Here is a 25,231-nt window from a genome sequence, read left to right on the forward strand (position 1 = left end):
TTAAAGTAATTATTTAGCCATGTATACCGACCGTCCGGTATAATAAATATTAAAAAAATTATGTTTCTTTAGAATTACTGATACCTTGTAACAACAGGGTAGTCCCTTTTTGAAATAACCTTTTCATGGCTTCCTTATCCATAAAGAGATAGCTATCACTTAGTCCTGAGTAGAAACTAAGGATAATAAAAGCCAGTTCCTTTGGATCTTCTTTTTTGAATTCTCCTTTACTGATCCCTTTTGACACTAATTTCTCAAAATCTTTCATGAAGTTGTTCATAATAGCGAAAAATTTTTGACCTATTTCCGAGTCCGCTCCCACTCTGCTTATAAACTCTTCTCCCGCTTTATTTAGTGGACGTTGAAGCGTACTAACAAAATAATCACCGAAACCATAAAGCTTCTCAGTAACGGATTCACATTGAGAGGATATTTTTTCCCATTGCTCCCAAGATTCCTTAAAAGTTTGTTCTGCCAGGTAAAGAAATAATTCCTCTTTGTTCTTGAAATGGTAATAGATACTGCCCTTACTGCACTCGGCAGCGGCACAGATGTCTTCAATCGAGGTGCCGGCGTAGCCCTTCTGGGCGAATAAGATTTTAGCTTTGTTTATGATATGTTTTTTTGTTTGCTCTCCTTCAAGTCTGCGTTTACTCATAATGTCTTTTTATTATGCTCTCCTTTAAATTTATATTTTTTATTAAAATTATTATACCGAACGTTCGGTATAAATATAAGTATACCGATTCCTATTCTATTTTACAAGCGGTTCTTCCAATGCGGAGGTGTTTTTTGAAGGGAGCGGCTATAAAACGCAATAAACTAGACACAGTGGCTTTAAACTCTTAAAATATGCTTTATAAGATGATGAATAGGAGTGATTTTCATGAGTCATCATTGGGATTCTCATTTTTATGATCATAAACATAATTTTGTATCGGAGTACGGTTCAGAGCTGATTGACTTGCTAAGACCACAAAAAAACGAACGTATATTGGATTTAGGCTGCGGCACCGGAGATTTAGCCAATAAAATAACCCATTCGGGAGCCGAGGTAATCGGCATTGATGCCTCTGAAAATATGATTCATAAAGCAAAAGAGAAATATCCTAACATTGAATTTAAAGTGATGGATGCTGTCAATCTTCATCTCAATGGGAATTTTGACGGTGTGTTCAGCAATGCCACCCTTCATTGGATAAAAGAATCTCAAAGATTATTGGCACAAGTCTATTCCGTTCTCAAGCCAAAAGGAAGATTTGTGGCTGAATTTGGCGGTAAGGACAATGTAAAAACCGTTACGGATGCAATCATTACGTCCATTCGGGAAGCCGGATATTCATTTGCTGATCAGGATTTCCCCTGGTACTTTCCCACCATAGGAGAGTATACAAGCCTTATGGAACAAACGGGATTTACCGTTACCTATGCCACCTACTTTGCCAGGCCAACCAAACTGGTGGATGACAAAGACGGCATAAAAGATTGGATTCATATGTTCGGCAACAATTTATTGGCAGTTGTTCCGGCGGAGGTCCGGGGAGATATCATTGGCAAAGTAGAAAAGAAGCTTTATCAAAGGCAGTTTATCAATGGACACTGGTATGCAGATTATAAAAGAATTAGAGTTATGGGATTAAAGGAATAATATATAAAAGCCTGTCTTGGAGTAAAAACAGACAGGCTAAAACCATGTTTTTTATTTCTCCAGTAACGCCCGGGCCTGCTGGACCGTAACATCCGCAACCCGGATGAGTTTGTTGCGTCCGGTGTGTCCCGAGAGAATTTCAACGTTGGACTTGGCCGTAGCAAAAATCTCCGCTAAAAATTTGCAGCAGGCTTCGTTGGCCGCTCCGTCCACCGGGGGTGCCGTAAGCCTGATTTTCAAAACCCCTGCCAAATCTCCGGCCAGACCGTTTTTAGACGCCCGGGGCTGGACCTTTACCCGGAAAACCACGCCGTTTCCGTCTTGTTTGATCTCCACCAAAGTATCAACTCCAATTAAAGACCCAAGGGAATGCTTTCAACAGTCGGCAGCAAGGCTCACTGACCTAGGCTGTTTGTTCGTCGTCCTCATCCACAGTCAGGTTCCCTTCCATCATTTCCAACTGGGCCTCCAGAAAGGCCTTAAATTTAATCCGGAAAACATGGGCCTGTTTTTCCATGCGCCGGTATTCCTCCAGGATGTTGCCCACCCTCTCTTCAGCCACTTTAACCATTTCCTCGGCTTTTTGGGTAGCCTCATGCAGCACTTTTTCAGCCTCTTCCTCCGCCCGCTGTTTTACCAACTGAGCCGTCATTTCAGCTTGTTCAAGCATCATCTTGGATTCCTTCTCCGCATTGCCGCGCATATCTTCGGCGCTCTTCTGAGCCATCACCAGGGTCTTTTGCAGGGCATCCTCCAGGTCCCGGTATTGGGTTAAATTGCCCTCATTTTTAGCCAGTTTCTCCTTTAGCTCGTGGTTTTCCACATAAAGTATTTCGTAACTCTCTTTTACCTTTTGCAGCCATGCATCCGTTTGTTTGACATCGTAACCCCGGATGGAGCGGCTGAACTCTTTCACAATTTCCATGGGCGTTAATACGGACATCCCGACACCTCCCTAAGACTCATTCTGCTTTTCTTTGAGGTCCTGTTGTTAGACTTATTAGCAGTGCTCTCGGGTCCTGTTGCCGGCCTATGAGGTATTCCTAAAGGGTCCTATTCTAGATCAACTCCAAAAGAAATACCTGTATACTAACAACTGGACCCATAAGCAGTACCCTTAAGGCTAGCAACAGGACCCGTACGCAGTATCCGTAAGACTATCCTAAAGGAAACGCTTTAATACAATACTAATTCGACCACTTTTGGTACTGCCTTTAACTTCCGCCACTTCAACCCGTCCTCGCCCTCGCAGGGAGAGCATGTCTCCCTCCTGCACCATCGCAGATACCTCAGAACCGCACCAGTTAAGATTTAATTTCTCGGCCTGAATTTCTCTGGCCATACGGCTCCTGGACATGCCAAAACCGGCGGCGGCGACGGCGTCCAGCCGCAGGGAAGCCACGGTGGTGCGGATTTCCTTTATCGTTACCTCCGGTAAAGAAAGTACCTCGAAGCCGATTTCCCTGACCTCTACCCCTACCCGGTGAACTTTCGTAAGATTAGCCCTGAGGTAAGAAGCAACTTCCCGGGCTACGATCACCTGGCAGCCCCTTGGAGTGATCAGAATATCCCCAATCAGTTCTCTCTTAATACCCAAGCTCAGGATAGACCCTAAAAAGTCCCGGTGGGTGGTCTTAACCATTTTAAAATTCCCTTCCACAGCCAGGAGAACCAGTTCAAAGTTTACCTGGCTTTCATCCAGATAATCCGGGAAGAGGGCGATCCTTACCCGTTCAGCCGTAGGGTAACCGCCGCCAGCGGCAAAATCAAGGCCGGGAATTCTCTCCAGCATAGAAATGATGAGACCCGTATGATACGGGTCATGAAAATTCGTTAAAACACACCGGTGATTTTTCAATAGGGTTTCCACCCTGTCCAGCACTCTGGCCAACAGCGCTTTTTCCTCTTGATCCCGGATATGACCGATATAGGAGTCTCGATTGAGCTTCATTTAACGCATCAGCCCCACAACAAATCCCCGGATTAGATGCAGCACCCAAAAGGCCAGCAGCGGGGATATATCCACCATGCCGATGGGAGGGATTACTCTGCGGAAAATATTTAAATAAGGATCGGTGGTTTCGTAGAGAAAGCGAATCACCGGGTTATAAGGATTAAGACGGAACCAGGAAAGAATAATGCGAACAATTAACATGGTCTCGTAGACCCAAAAGGCAACGTCAATAAAAGCTCTGATAGTATTCATGGTTCACCCCATTCAGTTTTCTAAAGCGGAAAAATTATTTAGCCCAGGAAAAAATGCTTTTGTCTCTATTTTCCCTCGTCAGGTCATTGGCTATGTCAATATGATTGGGTACAAACAAGAAGATTCCCTGGCCGACCTTTTGCGAATTTCCTCCCAAGGCAAAGGTGGTTCCGCTGATAAAGTCAATAAGACGGCGGGCCTGATCCGCCCCGGCTTTTTCCAGATTCACAATCACAGCCCTGCGGTTTTTAAGATTATCGGCAATATTTTGGGCATCATCAAAGGATAGCGGCTCACAGACCACAACCTTCAACTGCCGGCCGGAGTGCAGGCTTACAACCTGAGCGTTTTTCTTTTTCAGTTGCGGGTTAAATTCTTCCTGTTCTTCAGGTTCCCGGACAGATCTTTTTTCAGAAGGTTCTTCTTCTTCAAAGCCGATAAAGTGTAAAAACTTGTCCATCATTCCCACAGTCTTTCCCAACCCCCTTTTAATACTCACGTCTCCCAAAAATTGCCGTGCCAATTCTTACCATGGTAGCCCCTTCTTCAATGGCCACCGGATAATCGTTGGTCATACCCATGGAAAGCTGCTCCATCTGAACCCTGGGAATCTCTCGCAAACGGTCAAAAATCCTTTTCGTCTCCCTAAAAACCGGTCGGACTTCCTCCGGATTTTCAACCAGCGGAGCAATGGTCATGAGCCCCTGAATTTGAATCCCTTTTAAGTCGGCCGCGTCCATAACAAAATCCCGAACCTCACTGACCTGTAGGCCAAACTTGGTCTCTTCCCCGGCCACATTCACCTGTACCAGAACCGGCATCACCCGGTCCTGCTCCCTGGCCCTGCGGTCCAATTCCACAGCCAGTGACCAGCGGTCCAGGGAGTGCACCAGATGAACCTTATCAATCATATATTTCACCTTGTTGGATTGCAGATGACCGATCAAATGCCACCGCACCCCCGGAATCAGGGGGGCTTTATGTTGAAGTTCTTGTACCCTGTTCTCCCCTAAATGCAAAAATCCTGCCGCAGCCGCTTCTTTGGCTCTCTCAACTGCAACATTTTTGGTAACAGCAATGATTTGAACGCTGTCCGGATTTCTGCCAGCCTTTAGGGCCGCGCCGGTGACCTCCCTTTGAACGGCCATCAGATTGTCGGCAATACTCACATCCATCCCGCCTTACTTAATCCTGTCCCCTTCTCTGGCCAAGGCAGGATTTACAATATAACGTATACCCGGTTGAATCTCCGGGCCCTGGATCGCTGCTTTTCCTTTCAGCCGGCCTTCAACCGTCACAGGAACCCAGCGGACGATTCCTTTCCATACCTGGAACAGCCCGGTTTTACCCTCTTTCAGCACCAGGGATTCTTCATCCACTAATAAGCCTTCCAGGCTGCCGGTAGCCGTGGTAAAAGTGATCCGCCGTTGATGCACCAGTTCATCCGGGTAATTTTTTATCGATAGTAAAACTTCTGTCTGCTTTCCTTGTATAAACTTTTCTACCTTTGCTTCCAGGGCTTGACTCCGCCACTGCAGTTTCAGGTAGGTTTGTTCCTCTTCTTTCATTTTTTTCAGTTCAGATTCAGGCAAAACCGCATAAACATAAATGGGTGCCAGATTATCCACCACTTTGGCCAAGGCTTGGCCCTTATCTACCGGTCCGGCTTCCATGGTTTGGGGTTCGTTTTCTATTTTATCCAAACTGGGCAGTTCCACAACATCCAGCGTGCTGGGAAGCAGTATGGTTTCCAAGCCGTCAATATGCCGGCTGAAAACCCCGCTGGCGGGAGCTTTTATAGCCTGTTCGCTAACCCCGCTGGTTGACTCCAGGCTGGTAGCCGTTAAAACGCCCAGGGTTGAGCCGGATTTAACCCGTTCCCCGTCTGCAATGGTGAATTTTAGCGTCCCTTTTAAGGGAGCGGTAACTAAATATTCCTGTTTTATCAAAAGTCCCTCACCGGAAATGGTTTGGGAAACAACCTGCGGGTATAAATTCTCTGCACGTAAGGCCGCCTTTAAAACCAGCCCTCTGACTCCAAGCACCAACCCCCAGAGTAAGTAAAGGCAAAGAGCGATTATAATTAAGCCAAGGAAGAACCGGCTTTTTTTGAATTTGCGGTTTTTTTTGTTCTCAGGCAGCCTCCGTTTATAAGCTGAAACTTCCGCCACCACCCTCATAAGGAAATATTTCCATCTAATTCACTTCGACGATTGAGTTTGAATTCCTTTGTAAAAAAAACGCCCTTTAGGGCGTTTTTTTATCAATTTAATTCTTTCCATTCCCCGGTGGCCTGAAAAATAACCGCTTCGCCAATGTTGGTGGCATGGTCCGCAATGCGTTCCAGGTATCTGGCGACAAACAACAGATAAGTGGCCTGCCCGATGGTCTCAGGGTCTCTTCTCATATGGGCCACCAGATGTTTGAAGGTTTGGTGGTAAATGTGGTCCACTTCATCATCCGCTTCACACATCTCCCGGGCCTTCTCCGGGTCGGAATGAACATAGGCGTCCAAGCCATCCTTCACCATTTGCTGAGCCAATTTGGCCATGGCTGTAATGCCCACCAGGGGTTTGATCAATTTTTGGTCCACCAGGCACATGGTAACCCGGGATATATCCACCGAATGATCGGCCATGCGTTCCAGACTCATAATGATGCGAATGCCGGTGATCAGGATCCTTAGATCCTTGGCCATGGGTTGCTGGGTGGCAATAATCTTAATAATCTTATCCTCAATTTGATAACGCTGCCGGTCAACCACATCGTCCCCTTCGATGACCTCACCTGCTAAAATGGGGTCCTGGGTGGCCAGTGACTTGACGGAATTATAAATGGACTTTTCCACCACGCTGCCCATACGCAGCACATCCTGTTGTAACTCTGCCAGCGCTTTATCAAAGGATTGACGGATGGCCAAGACAAAACCCCCTTTAGCTAAAAGTTTTCTAGTATCATACACTAATTGATTATTTAAATCTAGCCAAATCTTCCGGTAATGTAGTCTTCGGTCCGTTTATCCTTCGGTCCGGTAAAGATCAGCTCGGTATCGCCAAACTCAACCAGCTCGCCATTCAGGAAGAAGGCTGTACTGTCTGAAACCCTGGCGGCCTGCTGCATGTTGTGCGTTACAATGACAATGGTATACTTGCTTTTTAACTCCCGGATCAGTTCTTCCACTTTTAGGGTGGAAATGGGGTCCAGGGCCGAGGTGGGTTCATCCATCAACACCACATCCGGTTCCACTGCCAGCAGCCGGGCAATACAAAGGCGCTGCTGCTGCCCGCCGGATAGCCCCAGGGCTGTTTTATGCAGGCGGTCTTTTACTTCCCCCCATAAAGCAGCCGCCTTGAGGCTGCTCTCCACTGTTTCGTCCAGCTTATGACGGTCTCGCAAACCGTGGATGCGGGGACCGTAGGCAACATTTTCATAAACGGTCATGGGAAAAGGATTGGGTCTCTGAAAAACCATGCCCACCCGCTTGCGCAAAGCCACCACGTCAACCTCGGGAAGATAAATATCCTCACCATCCAATAGAACCTGGCCTTCGACCTTTACCCCTTCGATTAAATCATTCATCCGGTTCAAGGTCCGTAGAAAAGTGGATTTACCACAGCCCGAGGGTCCAATGAGCGCCGTAACCTTTTTCTCTTCAATATCTAAATTTATGTTCATTAAGGCCTGTAAACCGCTATAAAACAAGTTCAAATTTCTAACCGTTATTTTTTGGGCCACCCTGCTACCTCCTGTTTGAGAAATGAGCGTGGGAAATGAGGTTAAAGGCTTGCAGAAAAGCAATCATAAAAAGATTGTCACTTTTCCATCTCAATTGACACTTCTCAAAGTGTATCAGTGTCATGTTATCCGTTTATTGTCCCAATGTTAAAATAACGTTAATTAGTAAAATTCCCTGGTGGTCACTGGCCCAGGGGTAGGGTAAAAATAAAAGTGCTCCCTTCGGAATGGCTTTCCGCCCAGATCTTCCCGCCGTGCGCTTCCACAATGTGCTTGGATATGGACAAACCCAGACCCGTTCCGCCCACATCCCGGCTCCTGGCCTTATCCACCCGGTAAAATCTTTCAAATACCCTGGAGAGGCTCTCTTCAGGAATACCAATACCGGTGTCCTTTACAAAGACACGGATCTGTTGCCCGTCAAAGGAAGCGCCCACGGTCACGGAATTTCCCTCGGGGGTATATTTAATGGCATTGTCCACCAGATTGACCATCACCTGTACCAAAAGGCCCTGATCCCCAGGCACTTCGGGCAATTCCGGGATGTCCGACGTAAAGCTCAGGTTTTTCTCCGCCGCCCGGTTTTTGAATACTTCTACCGTGTCTCTGATCACTTCGGTCAGGTTTACCGGCTGTTTATTTAAATTCCCCTTGCGGTACTCCAGTTTTGACAACTGCAGCAGATCATCCACCAGCCTGGAAAGGCGGTTGGATTCGGTGTTCATAATTTCTAAAAAGCGCCTGGCGATCACCGGATCATCAATGGCGCCGTCCAGCAGGGTTTCCATAAAGCCGTTGATGGAGGTGAGAGGGGTCCGCAGTTCGTGGGACACATTGGCCACAAACTCGGTGCGCATTTTTTCCAGTTTGCGCCGTTGAGTTACATCCCGCAGCAGTCCCACCACCCCCATTTTTTCGCCGTTACTGCCGTTAATGGGTGTGACATGGACCCTGAATAACCTGGGCTCAGGGGTCAGCATCTGCAGTTCGTTGCTTAATACCGCCTGCCGGCTTTGCAAAGCCCGGTTAAACAGTTCATCCAATTCGTAGTTTCGCACCACCTTGATTAACTCCCGACCCAGGGTTTCGGTCTCTTTAACCTTTAACAGTTTTTCCACAGCAGGATTAATCAAAATGATCGTACCGTTCTTATCCAGGGCAATAACACCATCGGCCATACTGTTCAGTATGGCCCGGGCGCGGTTTCGCTCTTCGGTTATGGTAAAAAGATTTTTGCGGAGTTCCCGGGCCATGTAATTAATACTCCAGGCCAGTTCATCAATCTCTTCATCCCCGGCCACCCGGATCTCGGTGTCCAAAATTCCTCCGGCCATCTCCTGGGCCACCGAAGTGATCTGCTCCAGGGGCTCAATTAAACGTCTGGTGGTAAACCAGCAAATAAAAAAGGTGGCCCAAAAACATCCCAGCAGGACGGTAAACACGTTAATGACATAAAAATGGTTTAGGAAAAAGAGCAGGATAAAAATACAAAAAAGGATAATATAACTGGCTATGGTCCGCTGGCGAATCCCTCTAAGCACTTTAAGCCTCCTTAAAACGATAGCCCACTCCCCGGACCGTCTCAATAAACTGGGGAGCTCCGGCAATCTGCTCCAGCTTCTGGCGGATATGACGGATGTGAACATCCACCGTCCGGGAATCCCCGGCAAAATCATAGCCCCAAATCTGCTCCAGTAGAAAATCCCGGGTAAAAACCTTTCCGGGGTGCCTGGCCAAATAACGCAGCAGTTCGAACTCTTTGGGCGTGAGATCCTGTTTCACGCCGTTTACCGAAACCATAAAGCGGTCCTGATCGATCACCAGTTTGCCCACCGCAATTCGGCCCGATTCCTCCGTTACTGTGGTATCCCCGGTATTCCGGCGCAGCCGCGCTTTGATCCTGGCAATTAATTCTCTGGGACTGAAGGGCTTGGTCATATAGTCGTCCGCCCCCATTTCCAGTCCCAGCACTTTGTCCAATTCTTCTCCCCGGGCGCTGAGCATAATGATGGGAATGGAACGGGTGACTTCTTCCTGATGCAACGCGCGGCAAACCGCCAGACCATCCTGTCCGGGCAGCATAATGTCCAGCACAATGAGGTCGGGGGTTTCTTTTCTAGCCAGTTCTACCCCGCTGTTTCCCTCTTCAGCCAGTAAAACCTGAAAACCCTCCCGTTCCAGATTATACTTGACCAATTCACGGATTGGCAGTTCATCATCCACAACCAGAATTTTGGGCATTTATTGATCCTCCCCGGTTTTTGGCTTAATCATAATCAGAGAAGCCATGCGGCCGGTATTCCCGCCGGATGTCCGGTAGGAGAAGAAAAGGTCCGGTCGGCAGGCGGTACACATTTTAGCCAAGGTGATATTCTCGGGCAGCACTCCCGCGTCCAGCAAGGTCCTGCGGTTGGTTTCCCATAAGTCCAGCAGCCAGTTTTCCGGTCCCACCGGTTTAAGCAGTTCCCGCCAGTAGGAAAAACTTGCGGCCAAGGCTTGTTGCACCGGTGCATCCACCCGGTAGCAGCAGGGACCAATGGAGGGGCCGATGCCCGCCAGAACATGCTGCGGATCACAACCAAATTCATTGCACATTTTTTCCAGGGCCGCACCGGCAATGCGCTGCACCGTCCCCCTCCAGCCGGCATGGGCCAGTCCAACCACCACCTTAACCGGGTCAAACAAAAGAACCGGTACGCAATCCGCATAATAGCTGGACAAAGGGACCCCCGGCACATTGGTCACCAGGGCGTCGGTGTCCGGGAGGGCGGTGGCGTAGTCCAAAGCCCCTCTGCCCCGGTGTTCCCGGGTTACCATTTGTACCCGGCTGCCATGGACCTGGACGCCGGCTACCAGTTCTGCGGGCTCCATTTCCAGGGAGCGGCAGGCCAGGGCCCGGTTGGCCCGGACATGCTCCGGATCATCCCCCACATGCAGAGCCATATTCAAGCCGTCGAAGGGAGATGAACTCATCCCCCCTGTACGGCAGGTAAATCCATGGGTGATCCAATCACCACGGGTAAAGGAATTAAATTGCACATAGGAGAAGTCTCCTATTGCTTTAAGGGTAACCCCTTGCATTCTGACACCTCCAACAAATTACCCGATTTTAGGAAGTGTGTCCTCATCCGCTACAGCCTCGTTCAACTGGGCCTCCAGCTCGGCCATCTGGCGGAGCAATACCGAATACTTGGCGGGAGTAAGGCCCCCTTGAACCACCTTTTCCATTTTTTGATGAATATTCTTCCAGGTGTCCACCAGTACAGCGGGGGGCTGTACGGAAGTAACGGGCGTTAATTCCACTTTCTCCAGCCACCCCGGAATATAGGCCTCCACTCCGGTTTCACGGATTAAACGGGCCAGCTCGCCGGAAGCCGTGGGCTCTCCGTGAACCACAAAAACTTTCTTTAACCGATTGTTAAAATTCTTCACCCAGTCCAGCAGGCCGGACTGGTCCGCATGGGCGGAAAATCCGTCGATGTGACGGATCTCAGCCTTTACCGCCACCTGCTCGCCATGAATACGCACGGTTTTTTCGCCGGAGAGAATTCTTCGTCCCAGGGTGCCTTCTGCCTGGTAACCCACAAATAAAACCGTACAGTCGGAGCGCCACAGGTTATGCCGCAGGTGGTGTTTAATTCTTCCCGCGTCGCACATGCCGCTGGCGGAAATAATGACGTAGCTTCCGGTAAGGTAGTTTAACCGCTGGGATTCTTCCATGGTCAAGGCTGTTCTCAGGTTTGGCATAGCCAGGGGATCGCAGCCTTTATTGACTAAATCGTTTACTTCGTCATCGCAAATATTATAATTCTTTTTAAATACTTCCGTGGCTGCCACAGCCATGGGGCTGTCAATATAAATGGGTATCTTGGGGATGGCATTTTTTATGGACAACTGGTTAATACTGTACAGGACATCCTGCGTCCTGCCGGTGGCAAAAGCAGGGATCAACAGCTTCCCACCCTTTTCATAAGTGTCTACAATGGCTTGGCGCAACAGTTCTTCTTTATTATCGATATCCTCATGGGACCGGTTGCCATAGGTGGATTCCATGATGACATAATCGGCTTCGCTGAACTGGTGCGGGTCCTTGATAAAGGGTTGATTGATGTTGCCAATATCCCCGGAAAAATTTAATTTGGTTTCTTTGCCGTTTTCAGAGACCCAAACGACCACACTGGAAGATCCTAATATATGCCCGGCATCCCGGAAACGAATTTTTACATCGGGGCTGATGGGTATAATCTCATTGTAATTTGCCCGCTCAAAAAATTTCAATGCACCGGCTCCGTCATCGGCGGTGTAAATGGGTTCAATGGTCTTACGGCCTTGCCGGCGGTATTTGCGGTTTTTCCGTTCAACTTCCATCTCTTGAATGTGGCCGCAGTCCGGCAGCAAAATACCGCATAAATCCGTTGTGGCGGAGGTGGCAATGACCCTGCCCTTAAAACCTTCTTTAATAAACTTGGGCAGTAACCCGCAATGATCAATATGGGCATGGGTTAACAAGACAAAGTCAATGGTGGCCGGGTTAACGGGAAACTTTTGGTAGTTGCGTTCCTTTACTTCCTTGGAACCCTGAAACAAGCCGCAATCTACCAGCAGCCGGGTCATTCCGGTATCAAGTAAAAAACAGGAACCTGTAACGGTCTGGGCTGCTCCTAAAAATTGTAGATACATAGCATTACCTCCCGTCATTGATGTTATAACACTACTTCTTGCAAATTTCGATAAAACCTCTTATTTTCTAATAAGAAACTTTTACATAAAAGAACCACCCGCCAAAGAAAAGGCTAAACAGACCAAGCAATCGAGATGTATGTTATACTATATTATAAGCGGTAGCAATAACCCTTGTATATGGAGGTGTCTATCATGCCCATCTATGAATTCCGCTGCCAATCCTGCAATCACCGCTTTCAAAAGTTATGTTCCTTGGGAGAAAAGGGAGAAAAACTGACCTGTCCGGCCTGTCAGGCCTCCTCCCCCGTCCGGGTCATGTCCGGCTTTCGGGTGAATAACCCAGGAAACCTTTACGGCAGCCGGGGCGACAGTTGCAAGAGCTGTACCTCCAGCAACTGCAGCGCCTGCAAACATTAATCCCCGGAGGCTTAGGCCTTCCGGGGATTTCATTACACTTCTTTACAGGCTCAGGCAGCGAAAATCCACATCATCAATACGGATTCGGCTGACATTGCCCGTACGGGGGGTAAAAGTAAACACAATTTCTGCGGTAACCGCCGTGCCGGCAATTCTACCGGTGGTAAAAGTAAATTGCTCATAAGCCTCGTCTTCAATCACAGCCGGTGAAAAAGGCCCCTGGGGCGCTACACCCACCACGTCGCCCTGCCGGTTGCGGAAAATGGCCTGAACACCCAGGGTAAAGTTTCCTGCCCTTGATCCTTCCACATCCTCGGCTACCCAGAAACTGATCCGGCTGTTGCTGCCCGGAGTAATGGCAAATTCTTGAGATAAGGTTGAACCCTGCTGGGCATTCCAGCCCATCTCAGCGGCATAGTTTCCTCTATGGGAAATATTGGTCCGCCGAACATTGCTGGAACTCCAGTTGCGGGGTCTCATACTATCCACCCAGCTTTCAAAACCGGGGTTGCGAACCTGGTTATCCCCGGTGCACTGGATGGACGGCGGAGTAGTTGGCGTCGGGGTTACAATTCCTCCCTGAATTCTAAAACGAAGGCGGATGGGAACATTTCTTAAACCCTGAGCCACATTAAAGGCTTCCAAAATAAACTCTCCTCCGACCACCGGGCGGCCCAGGTTACTGTTTTGGTTCCAGGTATACTGGTAGATGGCATACTGATTAGGCCGGATGGTGACAGTTCCGGTTTGCTGGCTAAAACCCCGCCCTCTGGAATACCGCCATACCTCCGCGTTGTCTGACGCCCTGCGTACGATAAATTCAAAACGCTGTCCCGTGTTATAGCGCAGAATGATGGAGCGGTTGCTGATATTTACTTTATACAAAATCATGCGCACCGGTTGGCCCCGCCGGTAGGTCTGCTGGTCCAGGGTTAAAATATAAAGGAGTCCGCTGACTATCCGGGTGCTGGAGGGCCGGTTTCCCGCCAACTGATTAATCATGTTGGAATATTGAATCGTTGCCTGGTTCAAGTTTACCTCCAGGTTTGATGCGGGGGTTGCCAGAGACTCTGACGCGGAGGTTGTTTGGGACTCTGACTCAGAGTTTGTCTGGGGGTCTGCCCCGGTATCGGGCACGGTTAATTGCTGACCCACAAAAAGGATATTGGGGTTTTCTATATTATTCAGTCGCTGAAGTTCTTCCATGGTGGTGTTAAATCTTTCGGCAATGAGAAAAAGTGTGTCTCCCGATTGAACCACATATGAGGCCATTTTTCTCTCCCTTCCTTTCCGGCAATCATTATTAAGACATTTTATGAAGAAAGGTGCCGGGAGGTTCTAATTTAGAAAAGGCATTATTTACCTGCATGGACGATACCCGTAAATCCAACAACCCACTGAAGGAACATTTTAATCGAACATTGCTATAATTTGCCCCTTCTATTACAATGAAAATATCACTGGGTTAATGAAGTGAGGACATACTAAGCATAAAAAGTATTAACACTTGAGGTGCCGTTATGTACAAAGAATTTAGCCGGTATTACGATGACATCTTCCCAGCGGGAGTCAATCAATTGGATTTTTTTAAGCAGGTGTTTGACAATCTTGGCGCCAGTCGGGTGTTGGATCTGGCCTGTGGCTCCGGCAACTATGCCTTGGAATTTGCCCGGTGGGGGCTCCAAGTAGTGGCTGTGGACAGTGAGCAGGAAATGATCCGGCTGGCCCGGGAAAAAGCCCGTAAAGCCGGATTGACTGTGGATTTCCGAACCGGGGACATGAGAGACCTGGAGGATATTGAAGGCAAGTTTGATGTGGTTGCCTGCATCGGCAATTCCCTGCCCCACCTGCTTACCGAGAGAGATATTCATAACGCTCTGATTCAAATGAAGGAACGTCTTTACCCCGGAGGCGCCTTGATCCTCCAAACGGTCAACTATGATCGCATTTTAAAAAATCACATCACCCAATTGCCCGACATTGTGAATAAAAAATCCGGTCTGGTTTTTACCCGCCACTATGATTTACGAAACGACGGCTTGATCGACTTTAAGACCTCTTTACGGCTAAACCGGCCGGACGGCGGTCAGCGCCTTCTGGGCAGCGGGCAGGTTCCCCTGCGTCCCCTGACGAGCAAAGAAATAAAAGAATTTTTACAAGAAGCGGGTTTCATTGACCTGCAATTCTACGGGGATTTTAAACAAAAACCCCTTAGCTGGGACAGTCAGGCCGCGGTGGTTCAAGCCTTCCGAAGAAGTTCCTGCAGTATCACCTGGTAAGGAGTTGGTGTAGGATTGTCTGAAAACCTGCGGTATTTACAAAAGGTGCCTTTATTTCACGGCCTGTCCGAGGATCAGTTGCTGGAGATCTCCCGGTTGTTGTTTGAGCGCAGCTACAACAAAGGGCGCATCATCTTTATGGAGGGGGAACCGGGAGAAGCCGTATACATACTAAAAGCCGGATTCATCAAATTAACCAAAAGGCTGGAAGACGGCCGGGAGCATATCCTTCATTTTGTCAATCCCGGTGAAGTATTTGCCGAGGTGGTCCTTTTTGGGGGCGGAAATTATCCCGCCACCGCCGAAGTTCAGGAGGCTTCGGTGGTGGGAGTTTTGCGCAACCAGGATATTGAAAGGCTGCTGAGCAGCCACCCCAACATGGCGGTGGAAATGCTGCGGATCATGTCCAAGCGCCTGCGGACGGCTCAGGAAAAAATCATGAATCTGGCCCTGCACGACACCTCCCGCCGTTTGGCTTTCACCCTTTTAAAAATGGCTGAGGATCATGGTGTAACGCACCCCCGGGGCACCTTAATCAACTTCAGTCTGACCAATCAGGAATTTGCCAACTTGACGGGCACTTCCCGGGAGACCGTTAACCGTATGCTCAATAGTTTTAAAAGGGCGGGGGCCATTGATATTGAGCGCCAGCAAATCATTCTTACCAATAAAAACAAACTGGAAGACCTATTACGCTAAATTCCGCTGTGCAGCCAAGCTGCACGGCTTTTTTTATTCCGGGCCTTCAGCATAATTCTTCCTTTTCAGGGAATAATCACAGCAATACATTTTCAAGGAGGCTGCCATGTCCGATAAAAATAATGAAAACCTGGATTCCCTGATTCATAACAGCGACCCCACGCACCGGGCGGATACCAATGATCCCAGTGCCCATGCAGACAGAAATAAAACAGAGGTTCCTTATGACTACCGAAAATTTGAATCCTCCCTCCGGGGGGAAGACCTGCATCGCTGGCAGCGGGAACATATAAAGAAGGACGATCAGTCCAAAGAAGGTTATCCCCTGAATGTAATTGTAGACCCGGCCATGCGGGAAATGTATCAAATTGTCCATAACCAGGGATTAACCAATGTTTTTGACCGGTTTTCCGAACAACAGCCCCAGTGTAACTTCTGCGCGCCGGGATTATCCTGCCAGCTTTGTGCCAACGGCCCCTGCCGGATTACAAAAAAATCCCAGCGAGGGGTCTGCGGCGTGGACGCCCATGTGATGGTAGCCCGCAATTTCACCTACCGCCATACCACCATCGGCACTGCCGCCAACTGCTATCATGCCCTGCAGGCAGCCCGTACCCTGAGGGCCGCCGGTAAATATCCGGAAAGCGGGCTAAAAATCAGGGAACCGGAGAAACTGAAAAAATATGCTGAATTTCTGGGTTTGAACATCAACAGACCCCTGGAACAAATTGCCATTGACTTCGCCAATCTGATCATTGACGACCTCCACCGGCCCAATGATCAGGAATCCCGCCTGGTGGAAGCCTTTGCCCCCTCCCGCCGGAAGGAATTGTGGCGCAAGCTGAACCTTTTTCCCGGCGGCGCCTTTTCAGAAGTGGGCTTTGCCCAAACCAAATGCATGACCAACCTGGGCGCCGACCCGGTTGATTTTCTGCTGACCTGCGTCCGCCTGGGAGTGGCCAACGAATTCCAGGGACTTTGGGCTCTGGATATCCTGCAGGAAATTTTAATCGGTACCCAGGAAATCAGCCATAGAAAACAAAATATGGGGCTCTTGGATCCGGCGAAGGTCAATATCATTACCAACGGCCATATGCCGCTGGTAGCCCACGTGGTCATCGACCTGGCCTCCACCGAAGAATGGCAGCAAAAAGCACGGGAAGCCGGGGCTGCCGGGTTGCAGGTGATGGGCCACGTCTGCGAGGGGCAGCAGTTGATCAATTACTCCGGCAGTCAAAATCAATCCGCCCTAACGGGCCAGGAGGGTGAATGGCTGTCCGAGGAATATTTGCTGGCCACCGGCTGCGTGGACTTGTTCATGTTTGACTACAACTGTACGGTTCCTACCCTGCCTTTATATGCCCAGCGTTTCGGCACCAAACTCATGAGTGTGGACCCGGTCATTCGTTTCCCTGATACCGAGGCCCTGGACTTTAAACCGGAGCAGATGAAAAAGCAAGCCTCAGAATGCCTGGAACGGGCCATTGAATCCTTTAAACAGCGCCGGTCTGAAAACCGCAATGTCTACGTGCCGCCCCATGTCAGCGACTGTATGGTGGGTTTTTCCACCGAATCCGTTAAAAAAGCCCTGGGCGGCAGTTGGGAGCCTTTGCTGGAGCAAATTAAAAACGGCAATATCCGCGGTATCGCCACCCTGGTGGGCTGCACCACCGCCCGCTATGGGCAAGGCGGCAGCAATGCCTTTAAGCTGGCCAAAGCCCTGATTGAACGCAATATTTTGGTACTCTCGGGAGGCTGCGTTTCCGCTGTTTTCGAATATACCGGTCTCTGCAAGCCGGAAGCCGCCCAAGAGGCAGGCCAAGGGCTGAGGCAGGTCTGCCAAAGCCTGGGAATTCCACCGGTGCTTTCTTATGGCGCCTGTGTGGACATCGGCAAAATGACCCACACCGCCATGGAACTGGCGGATGTCCTGGACATTGACACCAATGCCCTGCCGCTGGTTATTGGGGCGCCGGAATATCTGGAACAAAAGGCGGTGGCCGATGCCTGCACCGCGGTGGCTATGGGTTGGTTGGTCCACGTAGCGCCGGTTCCCTCGGTCACCGGCAGTGAAGTGGTGGTTAAAACCCTCACGGAAACCACCGAAACCCTGGGTCTGGGCAAGGTTATGGTGGAGATGGATGCGGAAAAATCCGCGGATCTATACATTGAGCATATTGAAAAGAAACGAGCTGCCCTAGGTCTGTCCGCCAATCTGCCGAAACAGTAGAAAAAGGAATTTTTCCAAATTGAAAACTCAAAAAGCCGACTTCCTTATAAAGGAAAATCGGCTTTTTCATTTATGCAATAACCTTCGTCCCCCAGGGGATGTCCCGGGGCATACCTTCATAATAGTTTAATCCATAAGAAAGAAAAAGTCTATTCTTTTTTGGAGCATTCCCTTATATTTTTAATACAGTTTCCAAGCTGCAAAATAAAGAACAGGAGGATGGTGATCCATGGAAAAGATTAAACTCCCCAATCGACCCTTAGGTCCCTTTCCTGCCGTGCTGGTAGGGGCTGATGTCAATGGCCGGCCCAATTATGCCACCCTGGGGGCCTGTGGGGTGGTGAGCCTAAAACCGGTACTTTATATTTCTTTGAAAGACACCCATTATACAACGCTGGGCGTCAGGGAAAACGGATATTTCAGCGTGAATATCCCTTCCGCCGAACTGGTCCAAAAAACCGATTATTGTGGTATGGTATCCGGACATCAGACAGACAAGTCAAAAGTGTTTACACCCTTTTATGATGAGTCCGGAAAAGCGCCGATGATCCGTGAGTGTGCCATGAATTATCTCTGCAAAGTGATCCAAAGCATTCCGGTCTTTGACTTTACCATGTTTTTGGGTGAGATTGTCGCTGTATACGTAAATGAACAATGCCTGACCGACGGCAAGCCGGATCCCCTTAAAATAAATCCGTTGATTTTAATGAACCCAAATTACTATGATTTAGGCCGGGTGGTAGGGTCTGTGTTTAAAGCCGGTGCAGCCCCTAATGCTACTTAATCATTAAACGGCGGCCCTACCCGTTCCCCTCATAGGCTTCCCAGGCCAGAGGCATGGCTGCCAGTACAGCCGGAACCCCTGCGGAGGGCAAAGCCTGCAGGATGGCGCTGATCACTTCATCCCTGCCGGCACCGGCGTCTCTGGCCAGTTTGATATGTCCTTGGATCACTTCCGGGTTTCTAAGGGCCGTCCCGATACCCACGGATATGAGATTGGCGGTCTTGGGATCAAGGGCTGAAGCTTCCGAAACAGCCTTTCTCATGACGGTGATGGACTCCACAACCCCCGGTTTTTCCTGCTGCAGCTTGCCAAGTATGCTGAATAGGTCCATTCTTCCCCCTCCAGTCTAAATCTTTGATGAAAAAGAGGTGCCCCTGGGAACACCTCCTTTTTCTTTCCTTTAGTTGTTGCACATACCGCTTAGAGCCACTTTAACCTGAATCTCTCCAAGGGCTTCCAGTTTGGCCACCATGGCGCCCACTTGGTCCGGGTCCCCATCCACCACGATGGTGATCACATATTTATTTTTTTCCCGGTAAGGCAGGCCAACCCGCCCTACAATTAAATCCCCATACTCGGTAAGAATAGCATTTACTCTGGGCGCCAATTTTTCACGATTTTCCACTACAATGACTACGCCGCCTACACTATTTTCCACAGCAATCCCTCCCGAACCTTTTAAAATTAATTAACGTAGTTTTAATTAGCTGTTTTTAGCGAATTTCCTGTGATAAAAAAATTAATTTTTTCTGACATTTAGAATGAGGGATAAAAAGCTGAAAGAAACAAAAATACCCGGCCATGCCGGGTAAAAATAAGGCGGGTGTGCTATTCGCACGATATTCATTATATGACATAATTAGACAAATGTCGATATATTTTTTGTTTTGGTTAATAAATTTTTAATCTCTCCAGCAAAGTACCCAAACGTTCCCGGGGGTTCCCTTCCCCGTGCAGTAAATCAATGGTTTCCTTCAATAAGGATAAGGCTCCCTGTTCATTGGTAAGGGCGCATATTTCCCCGGCCAGTCTCGGCCGACGCCCCAATTTTCCCCCCCGGGTCACCCGGTATCCCCTCTGCCCGATGCTTATGGTAGCTGTGGGACAAATTCCGGCACATTGGCCGCAGTTCAGGCAGAGATCCCGGTCAATAACAGGACCCTCTTCGTTTAAAGTAATGGCCCGGTCGGGACAACCTTCTACACATTGGCCACACCCGGTACACCCTCCTCCTATCCGGGGCACTGCCTGTCCCTGCAGGGCAAAATCTTTGATTTGCGGCTGACAGCAGGAATTGGGACACCCGGCAATGGCCAGAGAAAAAACATCATGGGGTTTAGGCTTTGCTCCGCCCAGCCGTTCTTGCTGTTTTTGGGAAAAATCAATTTCTTTTAAAAGCTTTTTTAGGTCTTCCTCCACTTTGCTTATTTCCATCACAGCATTGGGGCAATCCCAGCATTTTGTTATCGCATACAACTCTGACGGTTGAAAATCTTTAAGCATTTTTTCCTTTATTTGATTTATATCCATCCGTTTCCTCTCCGTTATTCTATAGGATTGTGAACTTTATTTTATTCTTTTATTCAGTTCCTGTAAAAGAGCTTCCACGTCCATACCGTGCAGCATGGCCCCTTTTTCTAGAGAATCCCGCTCAGCAGTGGGGCAGTCTGGACAGCCCATACTATACCTTTGAAAAACATTTACCACTTCAGGATACTCCTCGATAATCTGCCCTATGGTCATATTTCTTGTAATTTTCTTCAACTGCTTCCCCTCCCCGGGATTGTTTTATATTTTGTCCACTTTTTCGGATTCATTTAAACTTCCATTTTCCTTCTTTATCTATCATAAATCCAATACTTTAAATTGAATGTGACTTTTACGGCTTCATCCTGTGATCTTGATCACACCCAAAAAGGGACTATATTAAAGTAGTCCTTTATTAGCACGGTCTTTATAATAAGGCTAAAGAAAAAGCACTCCGGGTTATCTAAATCCGGAGTGCTTTGGTAATCACGATTTCTATATTAGGCTCCGCCCGGCTGCCATTCAACCACACGGCCGGTTTTCCTGCTTTTGGGTACATCAATTAACCGCTGATTGGCAGAACCCCGGAAGGCTAAATCCAGATCCTTCTTATCCTGCTCAAAGGGTCCGTCCACCAGAACATCAATCTGATCCAGCAAAGGAAGATGTTGAACCTCTTCATACCTGCTGCCGGTAAAAACCCATACATCCAACCGGGGAAAAGCTTCCCGCAAGCGGGTTATAAGTTCCTTTAAAGCCTCCGGCTGCATCAGCGGGTCCCCTCCGGAGAAGGTAATCCCCCGGGTAATGGGCGAAAGGGTTCCCTGGATCTCCTGTAAAACCTCTTCCAGGGTGGCTTCCCTGCCTCCACCGGCATCCAGCAGTTCCGGGTTTTGACAACCGGGGCACCGCCGAGGGCATCCCTGCAGAAATACCACCGTCCGCAATCCTGGCCCGTCTACCACGCTGTTAGCCGTGATGCCGCCCAGACGAATCGTTGTATTCAAGACATCCTCTCCTTGGCTAATCCCTGGCCGTAAATCCCGAGTGAATGGTCCGGTCGTTCAGTTCCGCCACCTTAGCGTCGTTGAACCGGTCCACCGTGCTGAGATAACCGGTAATACGGCGAACCCGGCGAATCTCGGGGGATTCGCAACGGGGGCAATGATCTTCATTAATCACCCCGGTAACGCTGCAAGAAGTGCAATAATCCACCGGGAAGTTTATGGCCGCATAACCCATGTCGCTGGCCCGCATATGCTTAATAATGGCCTCCACAGCTTCGGGGTTGTGCAGGGGCGGCGAAGCCATTTCCACATAACTGATATGCCCGGCATTGCAATACTTGTGATAGAGCCCTTCCAGTGAAATCTTATCAAAGATCCCCACCGGAAAACCCACCGGGATATGGAAGGAGTTGGTGTAATAGGCTTTGTCGGTAACCCCGGGAATAATCCCAAACTCCTTACGATCCAGCTTGGCGAATCTGCCGGATACGCTTTCCGCCGGAGTTGCCAGCAAGGTAAAGTTCAAATCATATTTTTCCCCGGCCTCATCCACTTTACGGCGGAGATATTCCACAATCTGCAGTCCCAGAGCTTGAGATTCCTCGCTTTGACCGTGGTGCTCCCCGGTCAGGGCCACCAAGGCCTCGGCTAGACCGATAAAACCCGGTGAAAGGGTGCCGTGTTTGATTACTTCTTCAATGGAGTCGGCGGGCTTTAAGCCCTGAGAACCTAAATACAAGCCCTGGCCCATAACAAAGGGCATATCCCGAACTTTTAATTTGGCCTGAACCACAAAACGATGATATAACTGCCGGCAAGTTAAATCCAGCGTCTCATCCAGCAGGCGGTAAAACTGATCAAGATTCCGTTCTGCTTTAATGGCAATCCGGGGCAGATTAATGGTGGTGAAGGAAAGATTGCCCCGTCCGTCGGTCACAGCCGGGCCCTTGCGGTTGGCGATAACCCGGGTGCGGCAACCCATGTAGCCTACCTCGTCGCCAAACTCGTCGTTAAAAGAAGAATCCATAAAGCTAAAGGTTGGATTCAGACGCTTGGAAGAAACTCGAATGGCTAACTGAAGCAAATCATAGTTCGGGTCTCCGGGGTTCAGGTTAATTCCTTCTCGGATACGGAAGATAATATTCGGAAAAATGGGGTTTTCTCCCCGGCCCAAACCGGCTTCATAGGCCAGCAGCAGGTTTTTGGTAACCCGGCGGGCCGCCTCGGAGGTTTCGGTGCCCAGGTTTAGGCTGGAGAAGGGGACCTGGGCCCCGGCCCGGCTATGCATGGAATTCAGATTATAAATCAACGCTTCCATGGCCTGATAGGTCTCATGGTCGTCGGCATCCTCCACAAAGGGCGCCACATCCCGGTCAAAGAAAGCAAAGGACTGCCCGCCGTGCATGTCGTTCTGGGAGCTCTGCAGAATAATGGCGGCCAGGGCCGTGGCCGAAGTAGGCCGCTTGGGCGGCCGGATATAACCGTGACCGGTATTAAATCCTTCCTTTAATAGTCTTCCCAGAGGAATCTGGATGCAAGTGAGGGTTTTCCCATAAAAATCCAGGTCATGAATATGTAAGTCTCCCCGGGCATGGGCCTGAGACATTTCTTCAGGAATTAAGCGGGTCAGATAATACTTTTTGCTGGCAGCACTGGCGATTTGCAGCATTTTGGCTGAAGGGGAGTTGGAAATATTGGCATTTTCCCGGTTGGGTTCTTCCAGAATCTCCTCCACCGCATCCATTAGATCGCTTCTGGCATCCCTTAGGCGTGTACGGCGGTTGCGGTATAAAATATAGGCCTTGGCGGTACGGGCATGGCCGGTTTCAATGAGCACCTTCTCCACCATGTCCTGAACTTCTTCCACACCAAAAATATGACCGTTATAACGCTTTTTAAGCATTTTTAAAACTTCCAAGGTCAGCTCCATCGCTGTTTGACGGTCTTCCCCGCCTACCGCCTTGGCTGCTTTAAAAATGGCCTCGGTAATTTTCGTTTCATCAAAGGCTGTTTCCCTGCCATCCCTTTTGCGAATACTTTTAAACATCCATTGGGCCTCCTTTTTAGCTTTCCTTGCTTTGCAAAAGCTTCTCCACTTCCTGTAAAAAACTATAAATATCCCGGAACTGACGATATACCGAGGCAAATCGGACATAAGCCACCTCATCCAATTCCCTCAGCCGGCTCATAACCAGTTCACCCACCGCTTGGCTGGGCACCTCCAGTTCCATGTTATTCCGCAATTCCCTCTCAATATAGTTAACCGTTTCTTCTAATTTTTGAACGGGAACCGGTCTTTTTTCACAAGCTTTAATTAATCCGGCCAACAGCTTGCCCCTGTCAAAAACTTCCCGCCGCCCGTCTTTCTTCACTACCACCAACGGCAGCTCATCTATCTTTTCATAGGTTGTAAAGCGTTTGCCACAATCCCCGCACTCTCTGCGGCGGCGAATACTATTGCCGTCATCGGCAGGTCTTGAATCCAAAACCCGGCTTTCCGGAAAACTGCAAAAAGGACAACGCAAATCTTCCACCCCCTGAAGAACTCCAGTTGCACCCAAGATATTGTGGCAAAACAAATTATAGCCCACTACATTTAGTGAGTCAAAGTCTATCTACGTAAAATTTACCAAAAAAAATTCGGGCAGGATGCCCCTCTCTTTCATTTACTCCGATTTTTAGCATTTAAAAAATTATCTGTTCCGTCCTGGACCGAGCATGACTAATTTTTTGCCGCAGATTGTATTTCCTTTATAAAATTTTTTTACATTAAAGCAAAGGGGTTGAGAAATAACTAGAGTACATGACTATTATATAAGGACTGGTAAATAATGGCAAACAAAACTTTAACCCCTTCCTCTGCACGAAACCTCTTCATTCCCAAAAGGGTTTTTATTGAACCCGCCGCCCTGGAGTATCCCCTGGGCCGTCAGTTGCAGGAGCACTTCCAGAGCGAAGGCATCCCCATTACCATTACCCCTTCCCATAACCGGGTTTCCGGGATTCCATCCAAAACCCCCCAGGAAGCCTTTCTGGAATCCAAACGCACACTGGTGATCGGCGTACGCCGGGGTAAAGAGTTTCAAACCTGTAAGCCCTCGGCACATTATCAGTTGCCGCTGGTTACCAGTTGCCCTGGAAAATGCGAATACTGCTATCTACTAACCAATCTGGGACGCAAACCCTACATTCGGATTTATGTGAACCTTGAAGAAATTCTGGACCGGGCCCAGGCCTATATTCAGGAGCATTTGCCCAGGGAAACCCTCTTTGAAGGAGCCGCCACTTCCGATCCCATTCCCGTTGAGCGGTATACCGGCGCCCTGAAAAAGGCCATTGAATTCTTTGGCCGGCAGGAGCATGCCCGGTTTCGTTTTGTAACCAAATTTACCGATGTGGTCTCCCTTTTGGATGCCCGGCATAACGGGCGTACCCGCTTCCGCTTCAGTCTCAACGCCCAGCCGGTCATTGAAAGGTTCGAGCATGGAACACCCTCCATGGGGGAAAGGGTGGCGGCAGCAGGCAAGGCAGCCCGGGCCGGGTATCCTCTGGGCTTTTTAGTGGCGCCCATTGTCCTTTATGAAGGCTGGCAGGAGGGCTACCAGGAGCTTTTCGCCCAATTGCAGCAAGTACTAAATCCGTCCTCCCAAAAGGACCTGACCTTTGAACTCATTACCCACCGGTTTACCCAGCGGGCTAAAAACAACATCCTGGAAGTTTTCCCGGGCACCCAACTGGACCTGAATGAGCAAGCCCGGCAATTTAAATACGGGCAGTTTGGTTACGGCAAATATGTCTATCCCAAGGAGAAAATGGCCCAGATTAAAGAGGTAATGGAAGGTTTGGTCCATCAATACTTTCCGTCCGCCAAAGTAGCCTATCTGGTATAAAGGTCGGAAAGCCCAAAGAGCGGGGATATGGCAAAAGGAACACGAAAGGATCCCATTGCGCAGCCCCCTAATTTCCAAAAGATCAAAAGAGAATAGAACACGATTTTGCGGATTCTTACGGATTCC

Annotated in this window: 29 protein-coding genes; 7 read left to right on the forward strand and 22 right to left on the reverse strand. The window is 49.0% G+C overall.

Features of this window, described 5'->3' with window-relative positions; genetic code table 11:
• Positions 1–58 precede the first annotated feature (58 nt).
• Positions 59–658, reverse strand: a complete 600-nt coding sequence (locus tag DESRU_RS16645; protein ID WP_013843252.1) for a TetR/AcrR family transcriptional regulator — start codon at positions 656–658, stop codon at positions 59–61.
• 228 nt (positions 659–886) lie between these two features.
• Here DESRU_RS16645 and DESRU_RS16650 point away from each other — a divergent pair, with 228 nt between their 5' ends.
• Positions 887–1,648: a class I SAM-dependent methyltransferase gene (locus DESRU_RS16650; RefSeq protein WP_013843253.1), complete on the forward strand. Its 762-nt coding sequence runs from the start codon at positions 887–889 to the stop codon at positions 1,646–1,648.
• Between the two features lie 51 nt (positions 1,649–1,699).
• Here the strand turns inward: DESRU_RS16650 and DESRU_RS16655 are convergent, their stop codons facing one another.
• The 13 genes from DESRU_RS16655 to DESRU_RS16715 form a co-directional block, all read right to left on the reverse strand.
• A complete protein-coding gene (locus tag DESRU_RS16655; protein ID WP_013843254.1) occupies positions 1,700–1,987 on the reverse strand; it encodes a DUF167 domain-containing protein in 288 nt (95 codons plus the stop codon).
• 64 nt (positions 1,988–2,051) lie between these two features.
• The gene (locus tag DESRU_RS16660) at positions 2,052–2,591 is read right to left on the reverse strand and encodes a DivIVA domain-containing protein (protein ID WP_013843255.1); all 540 of its coding nucleotides are present in this window, start codon (positions 2,589–2,591) and stop codon (positions 2,052–2,054) included.
• A 219-nt stretch (positions 2,592–2,810) separates the two neighbouring features.
• A complete protein-coding gene (locus DESRU_RS16665; RefSeq protein WP_013843256.1) occupies positions 2,811–3,599 on the reverse strand; it encodes a YlmH family RNA-binding protein in 789 nt (262 codons plus the stop codon).
• Entirely contained in the window at positions 3,600–3,854 is a 255-nt protein-coding gene (locus DESRU_RS16670) for a YggT family protein (RefSeq protein WP_013843257.1), read from the reverse strand. It abuts the gene before it with no gap.
• Between the two features lie 34 nt (positions 3,855–3,888).
• The gene (locus DESRU_RS16675) at positions 3,889–4,317 is read right to left on the reverse strand and encodes a cell division protein SepF (RefSeq protein ID WP_041275856.1); all 429 of its coding nucleotides are present in this window, start codon (positions 4,315–4,317) and stop codon (positions 3,889–3,891) included.
• A 25-nt stretch (positions 4,318–4,342) separates the two neighbouring features.
• Positions 4,343–5,023 carry a YggS family pyridoxal phosphate-dependent enzyme gene (locus DESRU_RS16680; protein ID WP_013843259.1) on the reverse strand — a complete coding sequence of 227 codons (681 nt, stop codon included), beginning with the start codon at positions 5,021–5,023 and terminating at the stop codon, positions 4,343–4,345.
• A gap of 12 nt (positions 5,024–5,035) precedes the next feature.
• Positions 5,036–5,899, reverse strand: a complete 864-nt coding sequence (locus DESRU_RS16685) for a biotin/lipoyl attachment domain-containing protein (protein WP_143758809.1) — start codon at positions 5,897–5,899, stop codon at positions 5,036–5,038.
• A 218-nt stretch (positions 5,900–6,117) separates the two neighbouring features.
• Positions 6,118–6,774: a phosphate signaling complex protein PhoU gene (phoU, locus tag DESRU_RS16690; RefSeq protein ID WP_013843261.1), complete on the reverse strand. Its 657-nt coding sequence runs from the start codon at positions 6,772–6,774 to the stop codon at positions 6,118–6,120.
• 59 nt (positions 6,775–6,833) lie between these two features.
• Entirely contained in the window at positions 6,834–7,589 is a 756-nt protein-coding gene (gene pstB, locus DESRU_RS16695) for a phosphate ABC transporter ATP-binding protein PstB (protein ID WP_013843262.1), read from the reverse strand.
• 182 nt (positions 7,590–7,771) lie between these two features.
• Complete coding sequence (gene pnpS, locus DESRU_RS16700; protein WP_013843263.1) at positions 7,772–9,130, reverse strand: two-component system histidine kinase PnpS; 1,359 nt, start codon at positions 9,128–9,130, stop codon at positions 7,772–7,774.
• 1 nt (position 9,131) lies between these two features.
• Entirely contained in the window at positions 9,132–9,830 is a 699-nt protein-coding gene (locus DESRU_RS16705; RefSeq protein WP_013843264.1) for a response regulator transcription factor, read from the reverse strand.
• Positions 9,831–10,670, reverse strand: a complete 840-nt coding sequence (pgeF, locus tag DESRU_RS16710; protein WP_013843265.1) for a peptidoglycan editing factor PgeF — start codon at positions 10,668–10,670, stop codon at positions 9,831–9,833.
• Between the two features lie 18 nt (positions 10,671–10,688).
• Complete coding sequence (locus tag DESRU_RS16715; RefSeq protein ID WP_013843266.1) at positions 10,689–12,269, reverse strand: MBL fold metallo-hydrolase RNA specificity domain-containing protein; 1,581 nt, start codon at positions 12,267–12,269, stop codon at positions 10,689–10,691.
• A gap of 195 nt (positions 12,270–12,464) precedes the next feature.
• Here DESRU_RS16715 and DESRU_RS16720 point away from each other — a divergent pair, with 195 nt between their 5' ends.
• Positions 12,465–12,689, forward strand: coding sequence for an FmdB family zinc ribbon protein (locus tag DESRU_RS16720; RefSeq protein ID WP_013843267.1), 225 nt, complete (start codon positions 12,465–12,467; stop codon positions 12,687–12,689).
• A gap of 42 nt (positions 12,690–12,731) precedes the next feature.
• On the opposite strand, the gene DESRU_RS16725 is transcribed toward DESRU_RS16720, so the two are convergent.
• A complete protein-coding gene (locus DESRU_RS16725; protein ID WP_013843268.1) occupies positions 12,732–13,961 on the reverse strand; it encodes a BsuPI-related putative proteinase inhibitor in 1,230 nt (409 codons plus the stop codon).
• Positions 13,962–14,209: 248 nt separating this feature from the next.
• Here DESRU_RS16725 and DESRU_RS16730 point away from each other — a divergent pair, with 248 nt between their 5' ends.
• The 4 genes from DESRU_RS16730 to DESRU_RS16745 all read left to right on the forward strand — a co-directional run bounded on the left by DESRU_RS16730 (position 14,210) and on the right by DESRU_RS16745 (position 18,681).
• Complete coding sequence (locus DESRU_RS16730; protein ID WP_013843269.1) at positions 14,210–14,968, forward strand: class I SAM-dependent methyltransferase; 759 nt, start codon at positions 14,210–14,212, stop codon at positions 14,966–14,968.
• Positions 14,969–14,983: 15 nt separating this feature from the next.
• A complete protein-coding gene (locus DESRU_RS16735; RefSeq protein ID WP_013843270.1) occupies positions 14,984–15,667 on the forward strand; it encodes a Crp/Fnr family transcriptional regulator in 684 nt (227 codons plus the stop codon).
• Between the two features lie 106 nt (positions 15,668–15,773).
• The gene (gene cooS / locus DESRU_RS16740; RefSeq protein ID WP_013843271.1) at positions 15,774–17,897 is read left to right on the forward strand and encodes an anaerobic carbon-monoxide dehydrogenase catalytic subunit; all 2,124 of its coding nucleotides are present in this window, start codon (positions 15,774–15,776) and stop codon (positions 17,895–17,897) included.
• A 229-nt stretch (positions 17,898–18,126) separates the two neighbouring features.
• The gene (locus tag DESRU_RS16745; protein ID WP_013843272.1) at positions 18,127–18,681 is read left to right on the forward strand and encodes a flavin reductase family protein; all 555 of its coding nucleotides are present in this window, start codon (positions 18,127–18,129) and stop codon (positions 18,679–18,681) included.
• Positions 18,682–18,697: 16 nt separating this feature from the next.
• On the opposite strand, the gene DESRU_RS16750 is transcribed toward DESRU_RS16745, so the two are convergent.
• From DESRU_RS16750 to nrdR, 7 genes are all read right to left on the reverse strand, one after another.
• Positions 18,698–19,012, reverse strand: coding sequence for a carboxymuconolactone decarboxylase family protein (locus tag DESRU_RS16750; protein ID WP_013843273.1), 315 nt, complete (start codon positions 19,010–19,012; stop codon positions 18,698–18,700).
• Positions 19,013–19,081: 69 nt separating this feature from the next.
• Positions 19,082–19,339 (reverse strand): TM1266 family iron-only hydrogenase system putative regulator, encoded by a 258-nt coding sequence (locus DESRU_RS16755; protein WP_013843274.1) that lies wholly within the window; start codon positions 19,337–19,339, stop codon positions 19,082–19,084.
• Positions 19,340–19,572: 233 nt separating this feature from the next.
• Positions 19,573–20,211, reverse strand: a complete 639-nt coding sequence (locus tag DESRU_RS16760) for a 4Fe-4S binding protein (protein WP_013843275.1) — start codon at positions 20,209–20,211, stop codon at positions 19,573–19,575.
• A gap of 36 nt (positions 20,212–20,247) precedes the next feature.
• On the reverse strand, positions 20,248–20,445 hold the full coding sequence (locus tag DESRU_RS16765; RefSeq protein ID WP_013843276.1) for a DUF1858 domain-containing protein: 198 nt from the start codon (positions 20,443–20,445) through the stop codon (positions 20,248–20,250).
• 263 nt (positions 20,446–20,708) lie between these two features.
• Entirely contained in the window at positions 20,709–21,215 is a 507-nt protein-coding gene (gene nrdG / locus DESRU_RS16770) for an anaerobic ribonucleoside-triphosphate reductase activating protein (RefSeq protein WP_013843277.1), read from the reverse strand.
• 16 nt (positions 21,216–21,231) lie between these two features.
• A complete protein-coding gene (nrdD, locus tag DESRU_RS16775; protein ID WP_013843278.1) occupies positions 21,232–23,262 on the reverse strand; it encodes an anaerobic ribonucleoside-triphosphate reductase in 2,031 nt (676 codons plus the stop codon).
• Between the two features lie 16 nt (positions 23,263–23,278).
• Entirely contained in the window at positions 23,279–23,740 is a 462-nt protein-coding gene (gene nrdR, locus DESRU_RS16780; RefSeq protein WP_013843279.1) for a transcriptional regulator NrdR, read from the reverse strand.
• A gap of 306 nt (positions 23,741–24,046) precedes the next feature.
• Here nrdR and splB point away from each other — a divergent pair, with 306 nt between their 5' ends.
• Positions 24,047–25,105, forward strand: coding sequence for a spore photoproduct lyase (gene splB / locus DESRU_RS16785; RefSeq protein WP_013843280.1), 1,059 nt, complete (start codon positions 24,047–24,049; stop codon positions 25,103–25,105).
• The last annotated feature ends 126 nt before the right edge of the window (positions 25,106–25,231 follow it).

Origin of the sequence: Desulforamulus ruminis DSM 2154 (assembly GCF_000215085.1) — a bacterium.
Taxonomy (GTDB): Bacteria; Bacillota; Desulfotomaculia; order Desulfotomaculales; family Desulfotomaculaceae; genus Desulfotomaculum; species Desulfotomaculum ruminis.

Coding starts and splice junctions, on each gene's coding strand:
- DESRU_RS16645 (WP_013843252.1), bottom strand. CDS start 658: ATGAGTAAACGCAGACTTGAAGGAGAGCAAACAAAAAAACATATCATA.
- DESRU_RS16650 (WP_013843253.1), top strand. CDS start 887: ATGAGTCATCATTGGGATTCTCATTTTTATGATCATAAACATAATTTT.
- DESRU_RS16660 (WP_013843255.1), bottom strand. CDS start 2,591: ATGTCCGTATTAACGCCCATGGAAATTGTGAAAGAGTTCAGCCGCTCC.
- DESRU_RS16665 (WP_013843256.1), bottom strand. CDS start 3,599: ATGAAGCTCAATCGAGACTCCTATATCGGTCATATCCGGGATCAAGAG.
- DESRU_RS16670 (WP_013843257.1), bottom strand. CDS start 3,854: ATGAATACTATCAGAGCTTTTATTGACGTTGCCTTTTGGGTCTACGAG.
- DESRU_RS16675 (WP_041275856.1), bottom strand. CDS start 4,317: ATGATGGACAAGTTTTTACACTTTATCGGCTTTGAAGAAGAAGAACCT.
- DESRU_RS16705 (WP_013843264.1), bottom strand. CDS start 9,830: ATGCCCAAAATTCTGGTTGTGGATGATGAACTGCCAATCCGTGAATTG.
- pgeF (WP_013843265.1), bottom strand. CDS start 10,670: ATGCAAGGGGTTACCCTTAAAGCAATAGGAGACTTCTCCTATGTGCAA.
- DESRU_RS16715 (WP_013843266.1), bottom strand. CDS start 12,269: ATGTATCTACAATTTTTAGGAGCAGCCCAGACCGTTACAGGTTCCTGT.
- DESRU_RS16720 (WP_013843267.1), top strand. CDS start 12,465: ATGCCCATCTATGAATTCCGCTGCCAATCCTGCAATCACCGCTTTCAA.
- DESRU_RS16725 (WP_013843268.1), bottom strand. CDS start 13,961: ATGGCCTCATATGTGGTTCAATCGGGAGACACACTTTTTCTCATTGCC.
- DESRU_RS16730 (WP_013843269.1), top strand. CDS start 14,210: ATGTACAAAGAATTTAGCCGGTATTACGATGACATCTTCCCAGCGGGA.
- cooS (WP_013843271.1), top strand. CDS start 15,774: ATGTCCGATAAAAATAATGAAAACCTGGATTCCCTGATTCATAACAGC.
- DESRU_RS16745 (WP_013843272.1), top strand. CDS start 18,127: ATGGAAAAGATTAAACTCCCCAATCGACCCTTAGGTCCCTTTCCTGCC.
- DESRU_RS16750 (WP_013843273.1), bottom strand. CDS start 19,012: ATGGACCTATTCAGCATACTTGGCAAGCTGCAGCAGGAAAAACCGGGG.
- DESRU_RS16760 (WP_013843275.1), bottom strand. CDS start 20,211: ATGGATATAAATCAAATAAAGGAAAAAATGCTTAAAGATTTTCAACCG.
- nrdD (WP_013843278.1), bottom strand. CDS start 23,262: ATGTTTAAAAGTATTCGCAAAAGGGATGGCAGGGAAACAGCCTTTGAT.
- splB (WP_013843280.1), top strand. CDS start 24,047: ATGGCAAACAAAACTTTAACCCCTTCCTCTGCACGAAACCTCTTCATT.